This window comes from Devosia sp. (assembly GCF_030689745.1).
Taxonomy (GTDB): domain Bacteria; phylum Pseudomonadota; class Alphaproteobacteria; order Rhizobiales; family Devosiaceae; genus Devosia; species Devosia alba.
In genome coordinates this window covers 1-4,381 of record NZ_JAUYGL010000005.1, presented here as the reverse complement: position 1 = coordinate 4,381, position 4,381 = coordinate 1, and the positions used below count along the sequence as shown (strand labels likewise).

The window sequence follows — 4,381 nt, the reverse complement described above, 5'->3', positions numbered from 1 at the left end:
CAACACCCGTGCATGGGGGATTGCGGCTGCCGCCTGCAGCGCCGACAGGATCGAGCGTTTGGCGGCGGCCGCAAACCCGGCCGCGCGCGCCATTCCGGCAATCGTCTCGGCCTTGTGGGCATTGGGCTCGCCCGGCACGGTCAGCGTGAAGATCTGCTGCACCTGGCCGGCAAACGGTTTGAGAAAATCTGCCGGATGGCGCGTGTTCATCATGCCCATGATCAGCACCAGCGGCGCTGGCCGTGTCTGGTTCATCTCGGCGATGACCCGGGCCAGGGCGGTGGCGCCGTGCTCATTGTGCCCGCCATCCAGCCACAGCTCGCCGCCCGGCCCCAGCACATCGCGCAGCCGGCCATGCAGCGCCATCATGCGCGCCGGCCACACCACCTGGCGCAGGCCCTGGGCCAGCGCCGCCGCATCGACCGGCAGACCGAAATGCCGCGTCGCGGCAATCGCCAGCGCCGCATTGTCAAACTGGTGGGCGCCGATCAGCGCCGGCGGCGGCAGGTCGAGCAGCCCGTCCTCGTCCTGATAGACCAGCCGGCCATCCTGGGCCGCACCGTGGAAATCCTCGCCCTGCCAGATCGGCCTGACCCCCAGCCGCCGGGCGGCCCGCTCGATCACCGCATGCGCCGCGTCCTGCTGCAGCCCGATCACCGCCTGGCTGCCGCGCTTGAGAATGCCGGCCTTGTTGGCGGCGATCTCGGCAATGGTGGTGCCCAGAAATCCCTGATGGTCCAGCGCCACCGGGGTGATGATCACCCCCAGCGGCTGCGCCACCACATTGGTGGTGTCATAGGTGCCGCCCATGCCGGTTTCGAGCAGCAGATAATCCGCTGCAGTTTCGGCAAAGAGCACCAGGGCGGCCACGGTGGTCACCTCGAAAAACGTGATCGGCCGCCCCGCATTGACCGCCTCGACCCGCTCGAGCACCTGGTTGAGCCGGCGCGTGCCGACCAGTTTGCCGGCGAGGCGAATGCGCTCGTTGAAGCGCACCAGATGCGGGGAATTATAGACATGCACGCTCTTGCCGGCGGCCTCGAGAAAGGCGCGCAGATAGGCAATCGTCGAGCCCTTGCCATTGGTGCCCGCAACATGGATTACCGGCGGCAGATTGTCCTGCGGCCGCCCCATCGCCTCCAGCAGCGGCATCATGCGCTCCAGGCTGAGATCGATCAGCTTGGGGTGCAGCTGCGCCAGGCGCTTGAGGATGGCATCGGTTCGCGACATGAGGGTTCACCAGAGCTCGTGGAGCCCCGGTTTACGCCGCCGGGCCGGGCCGGCTCAAGGGCTTCCGCGCAGTGTCGTCAATATAGCCCCGAAAAGCCCCAGGGCGTATCGACGCTGGCTGACCGGTGTGGTTGTCGGGGCCAGAAGACATCGCAAGGACGCCGGCGGCGTCCCTGGTGTTCTGGGTCGCCTAAAGCGGGGCAGGCCCGCTATTCGGCATGGGCTGCCTGAGGCGGGGTATCCAGATCGCCATCGTCGCCCTCGGCCGCCACGGCGGCGTCACGCATCGTGCTGCGCGCGATGGTGGTCACGGCGGTACTGGCCAGGGCGTCGGGCGCATCGTTCCGGGTCAGGATGGCGGCGAGCGAGCCGATGGTGGAGCGCAGATCGTGGCGATGCACCACCATGTCCACCATGCCGTGTTCATAGAGATATTCGGAGCGCTGGAAGCCCTTGGGCAGCTTCTCGCGAATGGTCTGCTCGATCACCCGGGCGCCGGCAAAGCCGATGCGCGCGCCGGGTTCGGCAATATGCACATCGCCCAGCATGGCGTAGGAGGCGGTGACGCCGCCCGTGGTCGGATCGGTGAACACCACAAAGAACGGCAGGCCGGCCTCGCGCAGCCGCAGCACGGCCACGGTGGTGCGCGGCATCTGCATCAGGCTGAGCACGCCTTCCTGCATGCGCGCGCCGCCCGAAGCGACGAACAGCACGAATGGCGTCTTGCTATTGGCCGCGGTCTCCAGCCCGGTAATGATGCCCTGGCCGGCCGCCATGCCGAGCGAGCCGCCCATGAAATCGAAATCCTGCACCGCCACGGTAATGGCGCGCTCGAACAGCTTGCCGGTCGCCACCAGCACGGCATCGTCATAGCCGGTCTTGGCCCGGCTCTCCTTGAGGCGGTCGGTATAGCGCTTCTGGTCGCGGAATTTCAGCGGATCGAGCGGCACGCTGGGCAGCTGGACCAGCTTGTAGGCGCCGTCGTCAAAGAATGTCTTCAGCCGGTCAGCCGGCTTGATCTTCATGTGGTAGCCCGAATTGGGCACCACCCACTGATTGGCCTCGAGATCGCGATAGAACACCATCTCGCCGGACTCGGGATCCTTGACCCACAAATTCTCGGCAATCTGCGACCTGTCGCCCAGAATGGAGCGGATTTTGGGGCGGACGAAGTTATCGATCCAGTTCATGGCGGGCCTCGCGTGGTGACACAGGCGTCACCTAAGCTTGAAATTGTGGCATTTCTTATCAGGGTGAGGGCAGGAGGGCAAAGGGTGGCGTGGTGCCTGTGCACAGTCCCCCTACCTAGCCTCCCCCTGGAGGGAGAGGGACCGTTTCGCTGGCGGGCGCGATCGTGCCGGATGCAGGGTCTGTCCCTCCCCCTCCAGGGGGAGGTCGGGCGGGGGTTACCCCCGCGCCCGCTTCACCCCGGCAAAGATATCGGCGACCAGCTCGCGCACCGCGCTCACCGTGGTGGGGCCGGCCTTGCCATCGACCAGCGAGCGGGCCACCGCATCGACCAGCACCGTGCCCACCACGATGCCATCGGCATGCTTGCCGATATCGGCAGCATCCTCGGCCGTCTTGATGCCGAAACCCACCGCTACCGGCAGGTCGGTATGGCGCTTGATGCGGTCCACCGCTTCACCCACCGCGCCGCGCGACTTGATCGCCGCGCCGGTGACGCCGGTCATCGACACATAATAGACAAAGCCCGAGGTGTTCCTGAGCACCGCCGGCAGGCGCTTGTCATCGGTGGTCGGCGTGGTCAGCCGGATGAAGTTGAGCCCGGCGGCCATGGCCGGCAGGCACAATTCGTCATCTTCCTCGGGCGGCAGATCGACAATGATCAGCCCATCGACCCCGGCAGCCTTGGCCGCGGTGACAAAGGCGGGCACGCCGAAACTGTAGATCGGGTTGTAATAGCCCATCAGCACGATCGGGGTGGTCTCGTCCTTGCGGCGGAAATCCTCCACCATGCCGAGCACGCCGCGCAGCGTCTGCCCGGCCGCCAGCGCCCGCTGTCCGCCCAGCTGGATGGCGACGCCATCGGCCATCGGATCGGAGAACGGCATGCCCAGCTCGATAATGTCGGCCCCCGCCTGCGGCAGCGCCTCCAGGATTGCCTGGCCCGTCGCCAGATCGGGGTCGCCCGCCATGATGAAGGTCACCAGCGCCGGGCGGCCTTCGGCCTTGAGCGCGGCAAACCGCGTGTCGATGCGTGTGGTCATTTGAGCAGCCCCAGATATTTGCCGACGCTCTCGACGTCCTTGTCGCCGCGCCCGGACAGGCACAGCACGATTGACTGCTCCTCGCCCATGGTCGGCGCGATCTTCATCAACTGCGCCAGCCCATGGGCGCTTTCCAGCGCCGGGATGATGCCTTCGAGCCTGGTGCACAGCTGGAAGGCTGCCAGCGCCTCATCGTCGGTGATGGGTGCATAGGTCACCCGCTTTGTATCATGCAGGAAGGAATGCTCGGGGCCGACGCCGGGGTAGTCGAGCCCCGCCGAAATCGAATGGCCCTCCAGAATCTGCCCGTCACCGTCCTGCAGCAGATAGGTGCGGTTGCCGTGCAGCACGCCGGGGCGGCCGCCGGTCATGCTGGCGGCGTGGCCGTTTTCGACATCGATGCCGTGCCCGCCCGCTTCGGCGCCGTAGAGCCTGACGTCGGCATCGTCGAGAAAGGCATGGAAGGCGCCAATGGCATTGCTGCCGCCGCCGACGCAGGCCACCACGGCGTCCGGCAGGCCGCCTTCAGCCTCGGCAAACTGCTGCTTGATCTCGGTGCCGATCACGCTCTGGAAGTCGCGCACCATTTCGGGATAGGGGTGCGGGCCCGCCGCCGTGCCGATCAGATAATAGGTGCTGTCGACATTGGTCACCCAGTCGCGCAGCGCCTCGTTCATGGCGTCCTTGAGCGTGCCGGCGCCCGCGGTCACCGCGCGCACTTCGGCGCCCAGCATTTTCATGCGCAGCACATTGGGCATTTGCCGCTCGACGTCGGTGGCGCCCATGAAAATGGTGCAGGGCAGATCGAACTTGGCGCAGACGGTGGCCGTGGCCACGCCATGCTGGCCGGCGCCGGTTTCCGCGATTACCCGGGTCTTGCCCATGCGCCGGGCCAAGAGGATCTGGCCCAGGCAATTATT

General features: G+C 66.6%; 4 protein-coding genes. All 4 read right to left on the bottom strand.

The genetic code is table 11. The annotated features are described in order from the left end of the window. Positions 1 to 1,230 (bottom strand): folylpolyglutamate synthase/dihydrofolate synthase family protein (locus Q8O80_RS00355; RefSeq protein WP_305575746.1); only part of this gene is annotated, 1,230 nt, incomplete at its 3' end. Between the two features lie 209 nt (positions 1,231 to 1,439). Beyond that, the gene (accD, locus tag Q8O80_RS00350; RefSeq protein WP_305575744.1) at positions 1,440 to 2,420 is read right to left on the bottom strand and encodes an acetyl-CoA carboxylase, carboxyltransferase subunit beta; all 981 of its coding nucleotides are present in this window, start codon (positions 2,418 to 2,420) and stop codon (positions 1,440 to 1,442) included. A gap of 216 nt (positions 2,421 to 2,636) precedes the next feature. Next, the gene (gene trpA / locus Q8O80_RS00345) at positions 2,637 to 3,461 is read right to left on the bottom strand and encodes a tryptophan synthase subunit alpha (RefSeq protein WP_305575742.1); all 825 of its coding nucleotides are present in this window, start codon (positions 3,459 to 3,461) and stop codon (positions 2,637 to 2,639) included. Next, positions 3,458 to 4,381: tryptophan synthase subunit beta (gene trpB / locus Q8O80_RS00340; protein WP_305575740.1), on the bottom strand; the 924-nt coding region annotated here is incomplete at its 5' end. The genes trpA and trpB, both read right to left, overlap by 4 nt.